Below are 19,099 nucleotides of genomic sequence, written 5' to 3' on the forward strand. Positions count from 1 at the left end.
GCTCCCGCGTGCCGCACCAAGCTGCGCCGGTAGACGTCGAAGGCCACCGACGCGTCTTCGTCCCCGCCGGAGCGCGCCGCCAGCACCTCGCGCAGATCGCCCGAGGTCCCGGACAGGCCTGCCAGCCCGGAGTGCTTCGCCAGCACGTCGAACAGCTCTTGCGGCACGAAACCCTTGGTGTTGATCAGGTAGCCGATCAGCCCGGGATCGATGGTGCCGCTTCGGGTGTTCATGACCAGGCCTTCTTCCGGCGTGAAGCCCATCGTGGTGTCCGCGCAGCGCCCGTCGCGCACCGCAGCCATCGATGCACCCGCACCGAGGTGGCAGCACAGCACTCTGCCCTGTCCGGGCGGCAACCCGACCAGTTCAGCGCCGCGCACCGCGGCGTAGGAGTGCGAAAGGCCGTGGAACCCGTAGCGGCGCAACGACCACATTCGGTTCCACGAGCGGGGCAGCGCGTAGGTCGCCGCCGCCGCGGGGAGCCCGGCGTGGAAGGCGGTGTCCACGCACGCCACCGACGGCGTGTCCGGCGCGATCGCACGAGCAGCGCGCAGCCCGCCCAGAGCTCGCGGCTGGTGCAGTGGCGCGAGTTCGGTCAGCGACGAGAGGTAGTCGAACACGTCGTCGTCGACCACCGCCGCCTCGACGATCCGGGTACCGCCGTGCACGACGCGGTGCCCGATGGCGTCGGCCCCGTGGTCGTCCAGGAACCGGCGGATCGGTTCCGCCTCGCCCTCCCAGCGCTCCAGGTGCTCGTGGGCCACCACCTCGTCGCCGTCCAGCAGCACCAGCTTCAGACTGCTGGACCCGGCGTTGACGGTCAGCACCCTCACAGCGCCGACCACTTCCAGTCCCGGATCTCCGGCATGTCCTCGCCGTGCACCGAGATGTAGTGCCGGTGCTCGATCAGCTTGGCCTGCAACGCCTCCCGCGCGTACGCCGCGCTCGGCCCCAGCCTCGGCACCCGGTCGATCACGTCGATGGCCAGGTTGAAGCGGTCGATCTGGTTGAGCACGCACATGTCGAAGGGCGTGGTCGTGGTGCCCTCCTCCTTGTAGCCGCGCACGTGGAAGTTGTCGTGGTTGCGGCGCCGGTAGGTCAGCCGGTGGATCAGCCACGGGTAGCCGTGGTAGTTGAAGATCACCGGCCGGTCCCGGGTGAACAGGCTGTCGAACTCGGCGTCGGACAGGCCGTGCGGGTGCTCCCGCTCGTGCTCCAGCCGCATCAGGTCCACCACGTTGACCACCCGCACCCGCAGGTCCGGGAAGTGGCCGCGGAGCAGTTCGACGGCGGCCAGCACCTCCATCGTCGGCACGTCCCCGGCGCAGGCCAGCACCACGTCCGGTTCGCCGTCCTGGTCGTTGCTGGCCCAGTCCCAGATCCCGATGCCCTTGGTGCAGTGCACCACCGCGGCCTCGACGTCCAGGTACTGCGGTGCGGGCTGCTTGCCGGCCACCACCACGTTGATGTAGTCGCGGCTGCGCAAGCAGTGGTCGAGCACCGACAGCAGGGTGTTGGCGTCCGGCGGCAGGTAGACCCGCACCACCTCGGCCTTCTTGTTCACCACGTGGTCGATGAACCCGGGGTCCTGGTGGGAGAAGCCGTTGTGGTCCTGCCGCCACACGTGCGAGGTGAGCAGGTAGTTCAGCGAGGCGATCGGCGACCGCCAGGCGAGCCGGTTGCTCACCTTCAGCCACTTGGCGTGCTGGTTGACCATCGAGTCCACGATGTGCGCGAACGCCTCGTAGCAGGAGAAGAACCCGTGCCGCCCGGTGAGCAGGTAGCCCTCCAGCCAGCCCTGGCAGGTGTGCTCGGACAGGACTTCCATCAGCCGGCCGTCGGGGGCCAGCGCCTCGTCGTCCGGTTCGGTCTCGGCGCACCAGGCGCGGGAGGTGGCTTCGAGGACCGCGTTGAGCCGGTTGGAGTTGTTCTCGTCCGGCGCGAACACCCGGAAGTTGCGCTCCTCGGCGTTGCGGCGCAGCACGTCGCGCAGGAACCGGCCGAGCACCTTGGTCGCCTCGCCGGTGGTCGCCCCGGGTTCTTCGACGGTCACCGCGTAGTCCCGGAAGTCCGGCAGCCGCAGTGCCCGCAGCAGGCGTCCGCCGTTGGCGTGCGGGTTGGCGCTCATCCGGCGGTGACCGGTCGGGTTGTGGTCCTTGACGCGCTGCACCGGAGCGCCGTCGGCGTCGAACAGCGCGGCCGGTTCGTAGCTGCGCAGCCAGTTCTCGAGCTGGCGCAGGTGTTCCGGGTTGCCGCGCGGATCGGGGATCGGGACCTGGTGCGAGCGCCACGTCCCCTCCACCTGCATTCCATCCACAGTGGAGGGTCCGGTCCAGCCCTTCGGGGTGCGCAGCACGATCATCGGCCACCGCGGTCGCTGCACCCAGCCGTCGCGGCGGGCTCGGCGGTGGATCGAGCGGATCTCGTCCAGGCACCGGTCCAGCGTCGCGGCGAACAGGTGGTGCATCGGCTCCGGCACCGATCCGGACACCAGGTAGGGCTCGTAGCCGTAGCCGCGCAGCAGCCCCAGCAGCTCGTCGTCGGGAATGCGCGCCAGCACTGCCGGACTGGCGATCTTGTAGCCGTTGAGGTGCAGGATCGGCAGCACCGCGCCGTCGGTGGCCGGGTCCAGGAACTTGTTGGCGTGCCAGCTGGTGGCCAGCGGACCGGTCTCGGCCTCGCCGTCGCCGACCACGCACGCCACGATCAGATCAGGGTTGTCGAAGGCCGCGCCGAAGGCGTGCGACAGCGAGTAGCCCAGCTCACCGCCCTCGTGGATCGACCCCGGGGTCTCCGGCGCGACGTGGCTGGGGATCCCGCCGGGGAAGGAGAACTGGGTGACCAGCCGGCGCAGGCCGTCGTGGTCCTGCGCGACGTCGGGGTAGACCTCGCTGTAGGTGCCTTCCAGCCACGCCGCCGCGACCAGCCCGGGCCCGCCGTGTCCCGGACCGATCACGTACATCATGTCCAGGTCGCGCTGCCGGATCGCCCGGTTGAGGTGCGCGTAGACGAAGTTCAGCCCCGGCGTGGTGCCCCAGTGCCCGAGCAGCCGGGGTTTGACGTGCTCGGGCCGCAGCGGCTCCCGCAGCAGCGGGTTGTCCATCAGGTAGATCTGCCCGGCGGAGAGGTAGTTGGCGGCCCGCCACCACAGCTGCAGGCTGTCCAGCTCCGGCCGCTCGAGGTGCTCGGTCACGGCCGGAGTGGTGCTCCACGCGGCGCTACCGGCCTCGACGCTGGTCTCGCTCATCCGCGGCTCCTCACCTTCGGCGCCCCGCCATTCAGCGTGGGGGGCCGGAGCCGGATCGCAACTCGTGCCGCCGGGCGCTAGAGCAACCGCTCGACGGTGATCTCGGCGGCCGAGCGGCGAGCAGCGGAGATGATGTCCAGGGCCGCCACGGCGTCGGCCGGGTCGACCGGCGGCGGTGTGCCGTCGCGCAGCGCGCTGACGACCCCGTCGTAGAACGCCAGGTAGTCGCCCGGTTCGCTGGGGACGCGGCGGACGTCGTCGCCGACGCCCAGCACTCCCCAGTTCTCCTCCGGCTCGCGGCCCCAGGTGCCGTCCACCGGCAGGCGCCCCGCGCGCAGCTCCGCCTCCTGCGGGTCGAGCCCGTGCTTGGTGAACGCCGCGCGGTCGCCGAGCACTCGGAAGCGCGGGCCCGACTGCGCCGCCAGCTTGCTCATCCACAGGTGGGAGCGGACCCCGTTGGTGTGGGTCAGCGCCACGTAGGAGTCGTCGTCGGCCTGCACGCCTTCGCGGCGGCGGTCGAGCTCGGCGTACACCGCCGCGACCGGCCCGAACAGCTGCAGGGCCTGGTCGATCAGGTGGCTGCCCAGGTCGTAGAGGAGGCCCGCGACGTCCTCCGCGCCGCCGGAGTCGCGCCAGGTCGGCTTCGGGGTCGGCGACCAGCGCTCGAACCGCGATTCGAAGCGGTGCACCCGGCCCAGCTCGCCGTCGCCGAGCAGCTTGGCCACGGTGCGCACGTCGTTGTCCCACCGGCGGTTCTGGAAGACCGTCAGCAGCTGCCCCTTGGCCTGGGCGTGCTCGATCAGCTTCCGCCCCTCCACCGCGGTCGGGGTGAACGGCTTGTCGACCACCACCGGCAGCCCGGCGTCCAGCGCCGCGGTGGCCAGCTCGACGTGAGTCCGGTTCGGACTGGCCACGACGACCAGGTCCAGATCCCCGGCCAGCAAGGAGTCCATGTCGTCGACGACAGCGGCATCCGGGTGCTCGGCACGCACCTGCTGCTGCCGCTCGGGATTCGCCGTGACCACGGCGGACAACCGCAACGACGGATGCGCGGCGATCAACGGCGCGTGGAAGATCGCACCCCCGACGCCATACCCGACAAGACCGACTCGCAACGCAGAACTCATGTCCCCATTAGACCGCTCCGCCGTCGCCGGGGCGCGGGTGCATCAGATCCTGTTTTGATCCTGGTTCTTGATCTTTGTCTTGAAAACGCCGGAGGCGTTTAGCCCACCCCCGCAGCTTGCACCGCCGCGGGTTCTCAGCGTTCGCCTGGCGAGGACGGCCCGACTGCCGTGTATTGGCATACATAAAGTCGGGCACCCGGAGTCCAGGCGGGCGCTGAGGTTCCGCTACCCGCACCGCCACCCAAAACGAGAGCTTCAGACAGGTACTCAGGCCGAGGCCTGGCGGAGGTCCCTGTTGTCCTGGCCGGGGCAGACCAAACCGGTTTCGTAGGCCGTGATCACCAGCTGGGTGCGCGAGCTGAGGTGCAGCTTCTGCATCACGTGGTACAGGTGCGACTTGACGGTCAGCTCCGCAAGTCCGAGGTTGCGCGCGATCTCGGCGTTGGACCCGCCCCTGGCCACCTCGAGCAGCACGTCCAGCTCCCGCTCGGTCAGCGCGCTGAGCTCGCTGCGCGCGTCGCGGACGCCGAGCGCGGCGAACCGCTGCAGCAGCCGCTTGGTGACCCGTGGCGCCAGCAGCGCTTCTCCGGCCGCGACCGTGCGCACCGCTCTGACCAGGTCTTCCGGGGTGGCGTCCTTGAGCAGGAATCCGCTGGCCCCGGCGCGCAGCGCGGCGTAGACGTATTCGTCGAGGTCGTGCACGGTCAGCATGATCACAGCGGTTTCCCCGCCGGTCTCGGCGATGATGTCGGCGGCGGCCCGGATGCCGTCCTTGCCGGGCATCCGCACGTCCAGCAGCACCACGTCGGGGCGGCGGCGCCGCACCGCGGCCAACGCCGCGTCCCCGTCCGCCGCTTCGGCCAGCACCCTCAGGCCGGGTTCGTTGGACAGCAGCGCCACGAGTCCCGCGCGGATCATCGCCTGGTCGTCGACCACCAGGACAGTCGTGTCCTCTGTTTCCACGCGGGGCCTCCTCGGTCCGGGCCGGCCCGACTTCCGAGTCAGGCCAGGTCCGAATTTTCGCCGCACGGTAGCACGGCTTCAAGGTGAAATCCGTTCAAAATCGGATGCGCGGTCAAGGTTCCGCCCAGCAGCGCAACGCGTTCCCGCAGACCGATCAGCCCATGTCCCGAAAGATGGGACACCGGTGGTACCTCCCCCGCGCCGACCAGATTGGTCACCTCGATGCGCAACGCGCTCGGGCCGTAGTCCAGCACCACCCGCGCCCGCCCGGAGCCGGCGTGCTTGAGCACGTTGGTCATGGCCTCCTGCACGATCCGGTAGGCGGTCACCTCGACCCCGGAGCCGAGCTCGCGGACCTGCCCGCGCCGGTCGAACCGCCACTCGACCTGCCCGCCGCGCACCGAGTCGATCAGCGCGTCCACCCCGTCGAGCCCCGGCATCGGCTGCCAGTCCATCGGGTCCTGCCCCGCGGAGTTGCGGTCCCGGAGGGCGTTGAGCAGGTGCCGCATCTCCCCCAGCGCACTCCGCGAGCTCTGCTCCAGCTCCTGCAACGTCTGCCGCGCGTGTTCCCGGTCGCGGTCGATGAGCGCCCGCGCAACGCCCGCGCGCAGTGCCACCACCGACAGGTTGTGCGAGACGATGTCGTGGAACTCCCGCGCGATGCGGGCCCGTTCCACCGCCGCCGCGTCCCTGGCCAGCTGGTCGCGCGCGTCGTCGAGCATCGCCAGGGTCTGCTCCAGCTGCGCCGCGCGCCGCCGCCCGACCTGCATCGCCAGCGCCCAGCCGATGACCATCACCAGGTTGACCACCCCGCCGGTGATCCGCAGGAAGCTCTCCACCGGGGTCATCTCGTAGACGACCATCTCGGTGACCGGGTAGACCATCGCGATCAACCCGACCACCACCGCCACCACCAGCGAGCCGCGCACGCAGACCGAGTAGATCGCGACGAGGATCGCCAGGTTCAGGCCACCGATGTAGAGCTTGAGCAGGGTGAGCGCGACGGTCACCGCCAACACCACGAGCAGCACCGTCCACGGCATCCGCCGCCGCAGCACCAGCATCGCGGTGGCCGGCACGCTCACCACCATCGGCCACCACCAGTCCATCCACGGCGGGTGCTCGCCGATGGACAGGTCGAAGCCGTGCGCGACCGCCAGCACCAGCACGAACGCGATGTCGCCGAGCACCGCGCGGTGCTCGACGAGCCAGGCCCACAACCCCGTTCGCGAAGTCGCCGCAGCAGTGCGGCCCAGCGCATGATCGACCATCGGACCTGCCTCACACGGTGCGCGGATAGGCTCGCGATACCAGCCGTGAGCAGTCCTGACACCGCTCACCGGCAAGATCATCCGCACTGCACCGCGCAGCTTCATCCGCCGAAAGTGGTACCGAGAACCTACCCGCTGACCGTGCGGGCGCGATCAGTAGCCGCGCTTGACCCACTCGTCGAACTGCGTCCGCACCGCACCGATCGTCGTGCTGTCGCCGTGCCCGGGACGCACTTCGGTGTCCTCGGGCAACGGCAGCAACCTGTCCCGGATGGACTCGGTGATGGTGCCGAAGTCCGAATAGGACCGGCCGGTCGCGCCGGGGCCACCGGCGAACAGCGTGTCCCCGGTGAACACCACGCCCAGCTCCGGCGAGTAAAGGCACACCGCGCCCGGCGCGTGGCCGGGCGTGTGCAGCACCCGCAGGCCGATCCCGCCGACCTCGACCACCTGGCCGTCGGCCAGCTCGCCGTCCGGTTCGCGGTCGGGGTGCGTGAGGTTCCACAGCACCATGTCGTCGGGGTGCAGCCAGATCGGGGCGCCGACCGCCGCGGCCAGCTCCGGCGCCTTGCGCACGTGGTCGTCGTGGGCGTGCGTGCACAGCACGGCCTTCACCTCGCGGTCGCCGACCAGCGCGCGGATGGCCTCGACGTCGTGCGGGGCGTCGATGACCACGCACTCGGCGTCGTCGCCGACCACCCAGGCGTTGTTGTCGACGTCGAAGGTCTGACCGTCCAGCGAGAACGTGCCCGAGGTGGTGGCGTGGTCGATGCGCACGGCCATCAGAAGACCACCACCGAGCGCAGCACCTCGCCGCGGGCCATCTTCGCGAAGGCCTCCTCCACGCCGTCCAGCGGGATCTCCTCGCTGACGAACTTCTCCAGCGGCAACCGGCCCTGCTGGTACATCTCCACCAGCGTCGGGAAGTCGCGCTCCGGCAGGCAGTCGCCGTACCAGCTGGACTTCACCGCACCGCCCCGGCCGAAGACGTCCAGCAGCGGCAGTTCGAGCGTCATCTCCGGGGTCGGCACGCCCACCAGCACCACCGTGCCCGCGAGGTCCCGCGCGTAGAAGGCCTGCTTGAAGGTCTCCGGCCGGCCGACCGCGTCGATCACCAGGTCCGCGCCGAACCCGCCGGTGAGCTCCTGGATCGCCGCGACGGAGTCGGTCTCGGCGGCGTTGACCACGTGCGTGGCGCCGAACTGCCGCGCCCACTCCAGCTTCTTCGGGTCGGTGTCCACCGCGATGATCCGGCGCGCCCCGGCCAGGTTCGCGCCCGCGATCGCACCGTCGCCGACACCACCGCAACCGATCACGGCCACCGAGTCGCCCGGCCCGGCGCCACCGGTGTTGACCGCCGCGCCGATCCCGGCCATCACGCCGCAACCGAGCAGCCCCGCCACCGCCGGCCGCGCCGTCGGGTCCACTTTGGTGCACTGCTTGGCGTGCACCAGGGTCTTCTCCGCGAAGGCGCCGATGCCCAGGGCGGGCGAGAGCGGGGTGCCGTCGAGCGTCATCGGCCGGCTGGCGTTGTGGGTGTCGAAGCAGTACTGCGGCCGACCGCGCTTGCACGCCCGGCACACGCCGCAGACCGCGCGCCAGTTGAGGACCACGAAATCGCCGGGCTGCACGTCCTCGACGCCCTCGCCGACAGCCTCGACGATCCCGGCCGCCTCGTGGCCGAGCAGGAACGGGAACTCGTCGCTGATACCGCCTTCGCGGTAGTGCAGATCCGTGTGGCACACCCCGCAGGCCTGCACCTTCACCACCGCTTCGCCGGGTCCGGGATCCGGGACGTCGATGGTCACCACCTCGACAGGCCTGCCCTTGCCTGTCGACACCACCGCGCGGACGTCGGTCACGAGCACCTCCATGGGAATGCACCAATTGCGAGCCACTCATCGTGATATGCGCGCACGACCATCGGCAAGAGCGGCGCGCGAGCAGATCACGAACACTCTGTGTTACCCGATGACTACTGTACGATTCCAGCGGAGAAGGGGGAACCATGGTCGACACGCGCACTCCGCCGGCGCGGCAGATGGACATCACCCGGCCCGCCGCTGCCCGGATCTACGACGCCTTCCTGGGCGGGGGCCACAACTTCGGCGTCGAACGCAGTTTCGCCGAGCGCATCGAGCAGGAGCTGCCGGGCATCGGGGCCGTCTACCAGGAGAACCGGGCGTTCCTGCGGCGCACCGTGGAGTTCCTCCTCGCCCGCGGGGTGCGCCAGTTCCTCGACCTCGGTTCCGGCACTCCCACCATCGGGCACCTGCACGAGGTGGCGTGCCGGCGCACCCGCGACTTCCGGGTCCTGTACGTGGACAACGAGCCGCTGACCGTCGCGCACAGCAAACCGCTGCTGGCCGGCGAGCCGCGCGCGGACATCCTGCGGGCCGACTGCCGCGACCCCGCATCGGTCCTGCTCGCCCCGGAGACCCAGGACCTGCTCGACCTGAACGAGCCGGTCGGGCTGCTGATGACCTCGGTGCTGCACTTCGTCCCCGACTCCGACGACCCGCTCGGCCTGGTGGAGGCCTACCGCGACGCCCTCGTACCGGGCAGCTACCTGGTGGTCTCGCACCTGACCGGCACCCGCGCCCCGGACGCGGCGCGCACGCTGACCGACTTCTACGCCGAGACCTCCGATCCGCTGCACCCGCGGGAGACGAGCTGGATCGACAAGCTGTTCGGCGACTTCGAGGTCCTGCCGCCCGGCGCGACCTACCTGGCCGACTGGCGCCCCGACCCCGGTCAGCCGACTTCCGCGACCAACCGGTACCACCTGCTCTACGGCGGGGTGGCCCGCAAGTCCGGCGACACCGGCATCCCGGTCCAGTCCGTCAACGGCGGATGAACAGCAGCAGGACACCTGCGATGATCGCCGCCCCGCCCGCCGCCAGCCAGGCCCCGGCCAGTCCCGCGTGCTCGGCGAAGACGCCGAACAGCAGCGGTCCCGAGCTGCCACCGAGGTAGACGCCGGTCTGGGTGAACGAGGTCGCGCTGGCCACGCGATCCGGGGCGATCTTGGCGACCGCGAAGTTCAGCAGGCCCGGCCAGGCCCAGCCGGCGCCGAACCCGATCGACACCCCGAGCAGGAACACGACCGGCGAGTCCACCGCCATCAGCGCGAACCCGATCGAACCGATCAGCAGCATCCCGGAGATGACCCGCACCAGGTTCGGGTTCCAGCGGTCGGCGACCACGCCCGCGCACAGCCGGATCACCAGCCCGGTCGCCGATCCCAGCGACAGCACCAGTCCGGCCGCCGACGGGCTGAAACCGACCTCGACCGCCGTGGTGGTGACGAACGCGCCGAGCGCGTTGGCCGCCGCCGAACCGAGACCGCCGGAGATCGCCAGCAGCACGAGAGCACTCCGGCTCGCGCCCTTGCCGCTCCGCCCGGCGCGTCCGGACCTCGACCGCTCGGCCTCCGGCAGCCGGGGCACCGCGATCGCGGCGATGAGCCCGATCGCCCCGGCGATCACGAAGACCCAGCGCCAGCCGATGGTCAGCGCGACCGCGGGCACCGCGACCCCGGCCAGCAGCGTGGCCGCCGGGATCGAGGACTGCTTGACGCCGAAGCCCATGCCGCGCCGGTTGACCGGAATTCCTTGCGCGATGAGCAGGTTCGAGGCGGGTTGTGCCAGCGAGTTCGGCAGGCCGCCCACCCACAGCAGCCCCAGCAGCCACCACGAGCTGGGCGCGGCGGCGATCCCGAACAGGCACAGCGAGCTGCCCAGGGCCCCGATCCGCATGCCCAGCCGGGCGCCGATCCGCTCGACCAGCCAGCCCATCGTCCGCGACGAGATCGCCGCGACGCCGAAGAAGCCCGCCGCGCCGACTCCGAGCATCGCCGCGCCGAAGCCGAACTCGCGCTGCAGCTGCACGCCGAGCCCGCCGACGAGGAACACCGGGAACACCCCGACGGTGACCACCGCGGCGACCGACGACAGCACTCGCACGGTCCCCACCGTCCGCTGCGCTGCCACTGCGGTCATCCCGGCCCTCCTCGACGTCGAGCGGTGTCCCCGATCACTCCAGCCTGGAAACCCGAATGGCTTTTAGCAACGCTAACGTGATGCACGCCTCTGCCCCACCGCTGCCGTCGAGAAGGCGGTTGACGTGCGGCCTCGACGAACGCGAAGGTCGTGGGGTTGATCGGACACAGGAGGAAACAGCGTGTCGGTAGCGCCCGGTTCCGGACTGCCCGCTTCGAAGATCCCCGGCCTGGTGCTGCTGGACGCGGTGGAGCTGTCCTGGCTGATCTCCCGGCGCGAGGTCAGCTGCGTCGAGGTGATGCAGACCTACCTCGCCCACATCGACCGGTTCAACCCGGCGGTGAACGCGATCGTCTCCCGCCGCGACGAGGCGGACGTGCTGGCCGAAGCCCGGCAGCGCGACGAAGAGCTCGCCCGCGGTGAGCACCGCGGCTGGATGCACGGTTTCCCGGTCGCGATCAAGGACCTCTCGGATGCCGCGGGGCTGGCCACCACCAAGGGTTCGCCGGTGTTCGCCGAGTCGATCGCGGTCGACGACGAGCTGCACGTGCGGCGGATGCGCGAGGCCGGCGCGATCGTGATCGGCAAGACCAACGTGCCCGAGTTCGGCCTCGGCTCGCACACCTTCAACCCGGTGTTCGGCACGACGCTCAACCCCTACGACACCACGCGCAGCGCGGGCGGCAGCAGCGGAGGCGCCGCCGCCGCGCTGGCCATGCGGATGCTGCCGGTCGCCGACGGCAGCGACTTCATGGGCTCGCTGCGCAATCCCGCCGCCTGGAACAACATCGTGTCGCTGCGGCCGAGCTTCGGGCGCATCCCGACCGAGGGCTTCCTCAGCTCGCCCTCCGTCGTCGGCCCGATGGGGCGCACGGTGCGGGACGTGGCGATGCTGCTGTCCACGATGGCCGGTCCCGACGAGCGCGCACCGCTGAGCATCGAGCAGGATCCGGAGCTGTTCGCCGGACCGCTGGACCGCGACTTCGACGGCGCGCGGATCGGCTGGGTCGGCGACTTCGACGGGCACCTGCCCACCGAGCCCGGAGTGCTGGACCTGTGCGCCGAATCCTTCGCCGCCTTCGGCGAAATCGGCTGCTCGGTCGAGCCGGTGGTCAAGCGGCTGCCGGTCGAGCAGGCGTGGGAGACGTTCCTGCTGTGGCGGTCGTGGACGGTCGGGCGCAACCACGCCGAGCTCTACGACGACCCGGCCAAGCGCGCGCTGCTCAAACCGGAGCTGATCTTCGAGGTCGAGAACTACCACCGGCTCCAGGCCTCCGACATCAGCCGCGCGCTCACCGGCCGCGAACAGTGGTACGCGGCGGTGTCGGACCTGTTCGACGAGTACGACTTCCTGCTCGCGCCCAGCGCGCAGGTGTTCCCGTTCGACGCCGAGCAGCGCTGGCCGCAGGAGATCGGCGACCGGTCGATGGACACCTACCACCGCTGGATGGAGGTGGTGGCGCCGTGGACGCTGTCCGGGCACCCGGTGGCCAACCTCCCGGTCGGCTGCAACGCGGAGGGCCTGCCGATGGGCGTCCAGCTGATCGGCCGCAACCACTCGGAATGGCCGCTCCTCCAACTCGCCCACTCCTATGAGCGCGCCACCGACTGGACCCACCGCGTGCTCCCGCCCCTCCTCCGCTGAAACGCGTTCTGCGCTGCGGTGCGGGTGGTCCGGGTGGGCGATCGCTGGTTCACTGCGGCTGGACGCGGCGGGAGGATCGCGGCGAAGGCGACAACGCTCGGGAAGGCGGTACGGATGGGCAACGACGTGTTCTCGTTGCAGGACAAGGTCGCTCTGGTCACCGGTGGTGGTCAGGGCATCGGGCTGGAGATCGCCAAGGCCCTGCGCACCGCGGGTGCGCACGTGGTGATCGCCGAGATCAACCCGGACACCGGCCGGCGGGCCGCCGAGGAGGTCGGGGGCGGCTTCGAGCAGGTCGACGTCACCGATTCGACCGCGGTGGCCGCGCTCGTCGACCGGATCGTGGCCGAGCACGGCCGGATCGACGTGTCGGTGCACAACGCGGGCATGGTGCGCAACGAGGCCGCGGAGTCCATTTCGGACGATTCGTGGCGGCGCACCATGGGGCTCAACCTGGACGCGGTGTTCTGGTGCTGCCGCGAGGTCGGCCGGGCGATGCTGGCGCAAGGATCGGGGTCGATCATCAACATCGCCTCGATGTCCGGCCTGATCTCCAACCACCCGCAGCCGCAGGCGCACTACAACACCTCGAAGGCCGCGGTCATCATGCTGACCAAATCGCTGGCCGGCGAGTGGGGCGGCCGCGGGGTGCGGGTCAACTCCATCTCCCCCGGCTACACCGGTACGGAACTGCTCCAGGGCGTCCAGGACACCCAACCCGAGTGGTACGCGCAGTGGCTGGCGCAGACCCCGATGGGCCGGGTCGCCGAGCCCCGCGAGATCGGCCCGCTCGCGGTGTTCCTGGCCGCCGAGGCCAGCAGCTTCGTCACCGGCAGCAACATGGTCGTGGACGGTGGCTTCACCGTCTGGTGACCCGAGCACGCAAATTCCATTGAGGTTCTTCCATCCTCGTCCTGAGTGGCGGTGCCGGTAGCGGAACCTCAGCGCCCGCCTGGACTGCGGGTGCCCAGCCTGATGTATGCCAGTCCGATTTCAATGGAATTTGCGCCAGGTGCGGTGAAGGCGTGAGTGCGCAGCGGTGTTCAGTGCAGCGCGCTCACGCCCCGCCCCGTGCTCAGCCGCGGAAGGCGTTGAGGCCGGTCAGGGCCTGGCCGATGGTCAGGGCGTGCATCTCACCGGTGCCCTCGTAGGTCAGGACCGACTCGAGGTTGGTCATGTGGCGGATCACCGGGTATTCCAGGGAGATCCCGTTCGCGCCGAGGATGGTGCGGGCGGTCCGGGCGACCTCCATCGCGCCGCGCACGTTGTCCAGCTTGCCGAAGCTGACCTGCTGCGGGATGAGCTTCCCGGCGTCCTTGAGCTTGCCGAGGTGCAGGGCGAGCAGGCGTCCGTTCTGCACCCGCACCGCCATGTCGGCGAGCTTGCCCTGGGTGAGCTGGAATCCGCCGATCGGCCGGCCGAACTGCTCGCGGGTGGTCGCGTAGTCCAGCGCCGCCTCCAGGCAGCTGCGACCGGCGCCGACCGCACCCCACACGATGCCGTAGCGGGCCTCGTTGAGGCAGGACAGCGGACCGCGCAGACCGGTGACCTCGGGCAGCACCGCGTCCGCGGGCAACCGGACGTCGTCGAGCACCAGCTCGCTGGTCACCGAGGCGCGCAGCGACAGCTTGTGCTTGATCTCCGGCGCGGAGAAGCCCGGCGTGTCGGTCGGGACCACGAAGCCCCGCACGCCCTCGTCGGTCTTGGCCCACACCACGGCCACCGAGGCGATGCTGCCGTTGGTGATCCACATCTTCCGGCCGTTGAGCACCCAGTCGGAACCGTCGCGGCGCGCGTTGGTGAGCATCGACGACGGGTCGGAACCGTGGTCGGGCTCGGTCAGGCCGAAGCAGCCGATCGCCTCACCGGCGGCCATCTGCGGCAGCCAGTGCTGCTTGTGCTCCTCCGAACCCCAGCGCCAGATGGCGAACATCGCCAGCGAACCCTGCACCGACACCAGCGAGCGCAGCCCGGAGTCGCAGGCCTCCAGCTCCTCGCAGGCGATGCCGTAGTCCACTGCGGACAGCCCGGCGCAGCCGTAGCCCTCCAGGTGCATGCCCAGCACGCCCAGCTTGCCCAGCTCCCGGGCCAGTTCGCGGGCCTGCGGGAACTCGCCCCGCTCGTACCACTCCGCGACGTGCGGCTGCACGTGGTCGCGGCACAGCGCGCGGACGCTGTCGCGGATCGCCAGCTGTTCCGCGGTGAATTCGGCGTCGATCCCGAGCGGGTCGCGCGGGTCGAACGCGGGGCGCTTTCCACCGGCACTCATTGCGAATTCCTCCTAGGGACGATGGGGGGAAGTGGTCGTTCGGGGTCCTCCAGCCAGGCGAGGACCTCCTTGCCGTGCTCGCCGAGCAGCGGCGGCGGCGTCACTTCGGCGCTGCCGTGCGCGGAGAAGTCGATGGGCATCCGGACCTGCATCGCCGCCCCGCCGCCGGGGTCGACCATCGGGCGCAGGCCCAGGGATTCGGCGTAGTGCACCGCCCGTGGCAGGTCGTTGACCTGCCCGCACGCGATGCCCAGAGCCTGCAAGCGGCGCTGCCAGTCCGCTGCGGTGCGGGCGCCGAGCACGTTCTCCAGGTGGCCGACCAGTTCCGCGCGGTGCGCGACGCGCTGGGCGTTCGTGGCGAACCGCGGGTCGTCGGGCAGCGCGATCAGCCCGAGGGCCTCGCACAGCTTGCGGAACTGGCCGTCGTTGCCGACCGCGACGGCCAGGAAGGCGTCCTCGCAGCGCAACGTCTCGTACGGGGCGATGCTCGGGTGCTGGTTGCCCATCCGCTGCGGCGCGACACCGGTGGTCAGCATGCCGCTCATCTGGTTGACCAGCGATGCCAGCAGGCTGGACAGCAGGTTCACCTCGACGTGCTGGCCCTCGCCGGTGAGCTCCCGGTGGCGCAGCGCGGCCATGATGCCCAGCGCGGCGTCCTTGCCGGTGAGCACGTCCACCAGCGCCACGCCGACCTTCGTCGGCGGCCCGTCGGGGTCACCGGTGATGCTCATCAGCCCGCCGAGCGCCTGCACCACGAAGTCGTAGCCGGGCAGGTCCGCGCCGCCGGCGCTGCCGAAGCCGGAGATCGAGGTGTAGATCAGCCGCGGGTTGATCGCCCGCGCGCTGGCCTGGTCCAGGCCGTGGCGGGCCAGCGAGCCGGTCTTGAAGTTCTCCACCAGCACGTCGGCGCGGCGGACGAGGTCCAGCGCGGTCTCCCGGTCCTGCGGGTCGGCGAGGTCCAGCGCGATGCTGCGCTTGCCGCGGTTGACCGATTCGAAGTAGGACGAGCTGTGCTCGGTCCACGGTGGACCCCACGACCGGGTGTCGTCACCGCTGCCGGGGCGCTCCACCTTGATCACGGTGGCACCCAGGTCGGCCAGCAGCATCGTCGCGTACGGACCGGCCAGTACCCGGCTGAAGTCCGCGACGACCACGCCTTCCAGCGGCAACGTCTCCATGCACCCGCCCTTCCCCGATGCGCGAACCAGTGGCTTGCGTCACCGCGATTTTGGATCCAATATACAGTTGTTCGACGGCCGGTCAAGGGCGCGGAACAACCGGGAGAAGCGGGATGCAGCGACCACCCACCACGCAGGAGTTCGTCCTCGGCGAGCTGCGCAGATCCATCGTGTCCGGGGAGCTTTCCCCTGGCCAGCCGATCCGGCAGGACTCGATCGCCCAGGGCCTCGGCGTGAGCCGGGTGCCGCTGCGCGAGGCGCTGAAGACGCTGGAAGCCGAGGGGCAGGTCGTCTACCAGCCGCACCGGGGCTATTCGGTGGCCGAGCTGTCGCTGCGCGACCTGCTGGAGGTCTACCGGATGCGGGAGCTGCTGGAGGCGGAGGCGGCCGCGGTGGCCACCGAGCGCTTCACCGACACCGATCTGGCGCGGATCACCGACGCCCAGCGGGACGTGGAGGAAGCGGCCGACAGCGACGACCTGGTGGCCATGATCGCGGCCAACCGCCGCTTCCACTTCGCGCTGCTGGAACCGTCGGGAATGCCGCGCCTGCTGCGCGTCGTGCGCACGTTGTGGGACGCCACCGACGCCTACCGCGCGGTCTACTACAACTCCGACGCCAACCGCGCGCGCGTCCGCCACGAGCACGATTCCATCGTCGCCGCAGCGCAGGACCGCCGCGCCGAGGACCTGATCCGCCTCCTCGACGACCACCGCCGCCACGCGGTCGACGCCCTGCGCGGCACTATCGCGTCCGAAGTGGACTGATCGTCAGGCCGCGAGCAGAACCTCGGCGGTGCGGCGCGCTTGCCGGACCGCACCGGGCACGTCCGCCGACGCCACGACCGTCGCTCCCTCGTAGAGGAGCAGGGCGCTGTCCGCGAACTCCGCCGGCTCGGCGACGTCCGCCGCCACCGCGAGCTCCTCGAAGTAGTCGCGCATCCACCGCTTCTGCCCGATGATCACCGGCCACCCCGGGTGGTCGCGGTCCGGGATCTCCGCGAGCGCGTTGACGAAGCCGCAGCCCCGGAAGTTGCCCCCGCTCATCCACGCGTCGAGCGCGTCGAACACCGCCAGCAGCTCCTCGCGCGGCCCGGTCGCGTGCTCGGTGACCCAGTTCTGCAGCCATTCCCGCCAGCGCTGGTCGCGTTCGACCAGGTACGCGGTGACGAGCTGGTCCTTCGAGCCGAAGCAGGCGTAGAGCGTCTTCTTGGTCACCCCGGCTTCGGCCGCGATGGCTTCGACGCCGACCGCGTGGATGCCCTGGCGGTAGAACAGCTCGGCGGCGACGTCGAGCACCCGCCGCCCGGCCGGGGTCAGCTTCTCCAGCAACTCCGCGACTTCAGCCATGCCGCGACTATACCGACCGGTGGGTTGACAGCGTCCGCACCGAGGCGCCTATCGTAGTAACCACACCGGTCGGTATACCTCGATGGGAGAGTGTTCCTGATGCGCGCAGTGCTGCTCACCGGCTTCGGCGGCCCGGACCAGCTCGAGTACCGCGAAGACGTGCCCGCCCCGCAGGCCGGACCCGGCGAGGTCCGGATCCGGGTCGCCGCGACCGCCATCAACAACACCGACATCTGGACCCGCGAAGGCGCCTATGGCACACCGGGCGACCCGTCGGGCACAGCGGGCTGGCGGCGCGAGCCGCTGGCGTTCCCCCGCATCCAGGGCGCCGACGTGGTCGGCCGCATCGACCAGGTCGGCGCGGGCGTGCCCCGATCGCGCCTCGGCGAACGGGTGGTCGTCGACCCGATGCTCTACACCGGCGGCGAACGCGAACTCGTCGACACCGAGTACCTGGGCAGCGAGCGCGACGGCGGGTTCGCCGAGCACACCGCGGTCCCGGCGGAGAACGCGCACGCCGTCGAAAGCCCGCTCAGCGATGCCGAACTCGCGACCTTCCCCACCGCGTACGCGACGGCCATGCGCATGCTCAACCGCGCGAACGTCGGCAGCGGGGAGACCGTGGTGGTCACCGGGGCGTCCGGCGGCGTCGGCTCGGCGCTGATCCAGCTCGCGGTGCTGCGCGGAGCCCGGGTCGTCGCGGTGACCAGCGGCGCGAAGCGCGAGCGCGCGTTGAAGCTCGGCGCGCACGAGGCGGTGGACCGGAACTCACCGGACCTGGACGCGCAGGTCGGGCCGGTCGACGTCGTCGCCGACGTGGTGGCGGGCCCGGCCTTCCCGCAGCTGCTGCGCATGCTCGCGCCGCTCGGGCGCTACGTCGTCGCCGGCGGCATCGCGGGGCCGCTGGTGGAGACCGACCTGCGGACCGTCTACCTGCGCCAGCTGCAGCTGATCGGCTCGTCGTTCGGCACCCACGAGGACTTCGCCCAGCTCATCGGCCACGTCGAGCGCGGCGAGCTGACCCCGCTGCTGGCCGGCACCTACCCGCTGCACGAGCTCCGCGAAGCCCAACGCGCCTTCACCGCCAAGGACTTCTTCGGCAAGCTCGTCATCACCGTCGAGGACGCGGCATGATCCTCACCGACAACACCGTCGTCGACGGCGTCCGGCTGGCGCTCCGCCACACCCGCGGACGCACCGGGGAGACGCTGGTCTTCCTGCACGGAACGCCGTCGCACTCCCACATCTGGCGCAACGTGTTCCCGGAGTTCGAAGCGGCGGGCCACGAAGTCCTGCTCTACGACCTGCTGGGCTACGGCGCCTCGGAACGCCCGGTCGACCGCGACACCTCGGTCGCGGCCCAGGCCGACCTCCTCGAAAAGCTGCTGGCACAGCTGGAGATCCATCGCTGCACCCTGATCGCCCACGACATCGGCGGCGCGATCGCGCAGCTCTTCACCACCGCGCACCCGGACCGCGTCGAGCGCCTGGCCCTGATCGACTCGGTCAGCTACGACTCCTGGCCCTCGCGGACCTGGCAGCGGATCATCCACGACCACCTGGACGACCACGCGGCCATGCCGCAGCAGGACTTCGAAGCGCTGCTGACCCGCCAGCTGGCGATGACGGTGGCCGACCCGGACCGCATGACCGGCGAAACCCTCGAGGCCTACTTGAGTCCACACAGGACGAGGATCGGCCGGGCTTCCTTCTTCGAGCACCAGGTCCGCCACTACGACTCGGCACCGACCCGAGAAGTGGCTCCCCGCCTCAGAACCCTGCCCACCCCGACCAGGATCATCTGGGGCGAGCAGGACCGCTGGCAACCACTCGCCTACGCCCACCGCCTGGCGGAGGACATCCCGAACGCGACCCTGGCGACCATCCCCGGCGCAGGCCACTTCCCCATGGAGGATGACCCGGCCCGGATCGTGGAAGAACTCCGGATCCTCCTGGCGGCGATCCCGACCACGACACCGAAGCGCCGCGGTGGTGATCCCGGCGATCGTCGGATTCGGCTCGGCGCTGCCGCACTCCGCCGAGCAGCGA

Annotated in this window: 17 protein-coding genes; 6 read left to right on the top strand and 11 right to left on the bottom strand. The window is 70.7% G+C overall.

Features of this window, described 5'->3' with window-relative positions:
- The 7 genes from ABTZ89_RS18775 to ABTZ89_RS18805 form a co-directional block, all read right to left on the bottom strand.
- On the bottom strand, nt 1-833 hold an 833-nt coding region (locus ABTZ89_RS18775), incomplete at its 3' end, for an acetate/propionate family kinase (RefSeq protein WP_351046271.1).
- Nucleotides 830-3,247 carry a phosphoketolase family protein gene (locus tag ABTZ89_RS18780; RefSeq protein ID WP_351046273.1) on the bottom strand — a complete coding sequence of 806 codons (2,418 nt, stop codon included), beginning with the start codon at nt 3,245-3,247 and terminating at the stop codon, nt 830-832. The genes ABTZ89_RS18780 and ABTZ89_RS18775, both read right to left, overlap by 4 nt.
- A 77-nt stretch (nt 3,248-3,324) precedes the next feature.
- A complete protein-coding gene (locus ABTZ89_RS18785; RefSeq protein ID WP_351046276.1) occupies nt 3,325-4,374 on the bottom strand; it encodes a Gfo/Idh/MocA family protein in 1,050 nt (349 codons plus the stop codon).
- A gap of 267 nt (nt 4,375-4,641) precedes the next feature.
- On the bottom strand, nt 4,642-5,337 hold the full coding sequence (locus tag ABTZ89_RS18790; protein WP_270947907.1) for a response regulator: 696 nt from the start codon (nt 5,335-5,337) through the stop codon (nt 4,642-4,644).
- 38 nt (nt 5,338-5,375) lie between these two features.
- Nucleotides 5,376-6,608 carry a sensor histidine kinase gene (locus ABTZ89_RS18795; RefSeq protein ID WP_351046279.1) on the bottom strand — a complete coding sequence of 411 codons (1,233 nt, stop codon included), beginning with the start codon at nt 6,606-6,608 and terminating at the stop codon, nt 5,376-5,378.
- Between the two features lie 153 nt (nt 6,609-6,761).
- On the bottom strand, nt 6,762-7,391 hold the full coding sequence (locus ABTZ89_RS18800; protein ID WP_270947909.1) for an MBL fold metallo-hydrolase: 630 nt from the start codon (nt 7,389-7,391) through the stop codon (nt 6,762-6,764).
- Entirely contained in the window at nt 7,391-8,482 is a 1,092-nt protein-coding gene (locus ABTZ89_RS18805) for an S-(hydroxymethyl)mycothiol dehydrogenase (RefSeq protein WP_270947910.1), read from the bottom strand. The genes ABTZ89_RS18800 and ABTZ89_RS18805 overlap by 1 nt, the downstream gene beginning before the upstream one ends.
- A 134-nt stretch (nt 8,483-8,616) precedes the next feature.
- Here ABTZ89_RS18805 and ABTZ89_RS18810 point away from each other — a divergent pair, with 134 nt between their 5' ends.
- The gene (locus tag ABTZ89_RS18810) at nt 8,617-9,465 is read left to right on the top strand and encodes an SAM-dependent methyltransferase (RefSeq protein WP_351046283.1); all 849 of its coding nucleotides are present in this window, start codon (nt 8,617-8,619) and stop codon (nt 9,463-9,465) included.
- On the opposite strand, the gene ABTZ89_RS18815 is transcribed toward ABTZ89_RS18810, so the two are convergent.
- Complete coding sequence (locus ABTZ89_RS18815) at nt 9,452-10,609, bottom strand: MFS transporter (RefSeq protein WP_351046285.1); 1,158 nt, start codon at nt 10,607-10,609, stop codon at nt 9,452-9,454. The two genes, ABTZ89_RS18810 and ABTZ89_RS18815, sit on opposite strands and share 14 nt — an antisense overlap.
- Before the next feature lie 181 nt (nt 10,610-10,790).
- On the opposite strand from ABTZ89_RS18815, the gene ABTZ89_RS18820 reads away from it, so the two are divergent.
- Together ABTZ89_RS18820 and ABTZ89_RS18825 are read left to right on the top strand one after the other, a co-directional pair.
- Nucleotides 10,791-12,254 (top strand): amidase, encoded by a 1,464-nt coding sequence (locus tag ABTZ89_RS18820; RefSeq protein ID WP_351046288.1) that lies wholly within the window; start codon nt 10,791-10,793, stop codon nt 12,252-12,254.
- 114 nt (nt 12,255-12,368) lie between these two features.
- Entirely contained in the window at nt 12,369-13,127 is a 759-nt protein-coding gene (locus ABTZ89_RS18825) for an SDR family NAD(P)-dependent oxidoreductase (RefSeq protein WP_351046291.1), read from the top strand.
- Nucleotides 13,128-13,329: 202 nt separating this feature from the next.
- On the opposite strand, the gene ABTZ89_RS18830 is transcribed toward ABTZ89_RS18825, so the two are convergent.
- Together ABTZ89_RS18830 and ABTZ89_RS18835 are read right to left on the bottom strand one after the other, a co-directional pair.
- Nucleotides 13,330-14,523 (bottom strand): acyl-CoA dehydrogenase family protein, encoded by a 1,194-nt coding sequence (locus ABTZ89_RS18830; protein WP_270947915.1) that lies wholly within the window; start codon nt 14,521-14,523, stop codon nt 13,330-13,332.
- Entirely contained in the window at nt 14,520-15,701 is a 1,182-nt protein-coding gene (locus ABTZ89_RS18835; RefSeq protein WP_270947916.1) for a CaiB/BaiF CoA transferase family protein, read from the bottom strand. The genes ABTZ89_RS18830 and ABTZ89_RS18835 overlap by 4 nt, the downstream gene beginning before the upstream one ends.
- 113 nt (nt 15,702-15,814) lie before the next feature.
- Between ABTZ89_RS18835 and ABTZ89_RS18840 the strand changes: the two genes are divergently transcribed.
- Complete coding sequence (locus tag ABTZ89_RS18840) at nt 15,815-16,468, top strand: GntR family transcriptional regulator (protein WP_351046294.1); 654 nt, start codon at nt 15,815-15,817, stop codon at nt 16,466-16,468.
- A 3-nt stretch (nt 16,469-16,471) separates the two neighbouring features.
- On the opposite strand, the gene ABTZ89_RS18845 is transcribed toward ABTZ89_RS18840, so the two are convergent.
- Nucleotides 16,472-17,050, bottom strand: a complete 579-nt coding sequence (locus ABTZ89_RS18845; RefSeq protein ID WP_351046296.1) for a TetR/AcrR family transcriptional regulator — start codon at nt 17,048-17,050, stop codon at nt 16,472-16,474.
- 99 nt (nt 17,051-17,149) lie between these two features.
- Here ABTZ89_RS18845 and ABTZ89_RS18850 point away from each other — a divergent pair, with 99 nt between their 5' ends.
- Nucleotides 17,150-18,184: an alcohol dehydrogenase family protein gene (locus ABTZ89_RS18850; protein ID WP_270947919.1), complete on the top strand. Its 1,035-nt coding sequence runs from the start codon at nt 17,150-17,152 to the stop codon at nt 18,182-18,184.
- Nucleotides 18,181-19,099: alpha/beta fold hydrolase (locus tag ABTZ89_RS18855; RefSeq protein ID WP_351046300.1), on the top strand; the 919-nt coding region annotated here is incomplete at its 3' end. The genes ABTZ89_RS18850 and ABTZ89_RS18855, both read left to right, overlap by 4 nt.

This window comes from Saccharopolyspora sp. NPDC002686 (assembly GCF_040295745.1).
GTDB lineage: Bacteria > Actinomycetota > Actinomycetes > Mycobacteriales > Pseudonocardiaceae > Saccharopolyspora > Saccharopolyspora oryzae.